Annotated in this window: 1 pseudogene; it reads right to left on the reverse strand. The window is 61.6% G+C overall.

The features are described from left to right. A pseudogene (locus tag ACI7MX_RS22980) lies at positions 1-1,059 on the reverse strand (RHS repeat protein); the annotation flags it as partial.

Raw genomic sequence — 1,059 nt, forward strand, 5'->3', positions numbered from 1 at the left:
CGTAGTGGCGCTGGCTGCCGTCGGGGAGTCGTTCGCCGGTCAGTTGGCCGAGGGTGTTCCAAGTCAGTTTGTGGTAGCTGTCGTCGGGGTGCTGGATGAGCGTGATTTTGCCTTGCGGGCTGTAGGTATAGCGGGTGATGTGGCCATCGGGGTCGGTCTGGCGGGTGATGTCGCCCTGGGCGTTGCGCTCGTAGTACCACTGCGCCTTGCCACGCCTGATTTTGCGCACATGGCCGTCGAGGTAGCTGTAGTAGGTGGGTTCGTCCTGAGGCGGGATCAGTGCCGTGATGAGTCCGCTTTCGTTGTACTGGTATTCGGTCACCGCGCCGAGAGGGTCTTTTTCGGCGATCAGGCGGCCTTGTTCGTCGTAGATTTTTTGATGGGTGGCGCCGTCCGGGTCGGTCTGGCTGACGAGGCGGGCGTTGCTGTCGTGTTCGTAGATGTGTCGGCTGCCGTCCTGATGGTGGACGGTGACGGTGCCGGCGTCGTCCCATTCGTAGCGGGCGTGCATTTGCCCGAAGTTGTTCCAGTGGCGGATGCAGCGCGCCTGTTTGCCACGGTGTTGCCACTCCCAGTAAAACGTCGCGCCACCGGCCAGTTGCCGTTCCTGGATGACGTGGTCGGCGTCGTAGCGGTAGTGTTCGGTTTCTTGCAGGGCGTTGGCGGCGCCGATCAGTTGGCCCGCGTCGTTGTAGGTGTAGGAGATGGCAGTGTGCAGGGTGGTCCAGCGTTCTAAACGCACGCGGTGTTTGGCGTAGTGCTCGTCGGAGCGTTCGATGAACTCGCGGCTGTGGTCGTAGTACTGGTAGTCGACGGCGCACAGTCGGTTGTTGTGGTAGCGCAGCATCAGGGCGCGTTCGAACTTGTCTTCGATACGGTGCAGGCGGCCGTCACGATGGGTGATGGTCAAGCGGTTGCCGTAAGCGTCGCTGATGGCGATCAGTTTGAAGTGCTGAAAGTGGTAGAAACGGCGGGTTTTGCCCGCTTGGGCGAGGATCAGTTCGCCGTCTTTTTCCCCCAGGTAAATTGCGGCGCGGGCCAGGCTGTTGGTGATGGCCG

This window comes from Pseudomonas sp. 2024-210 (genome assembly GCF_045062345.1).
Classification (GTDB): domain Bacteria; phylum Pseudomonadota; class Gammaproteobacteria; order Pseudomonadales; family Pseudomonadaceae; genus Aquipseudomonas.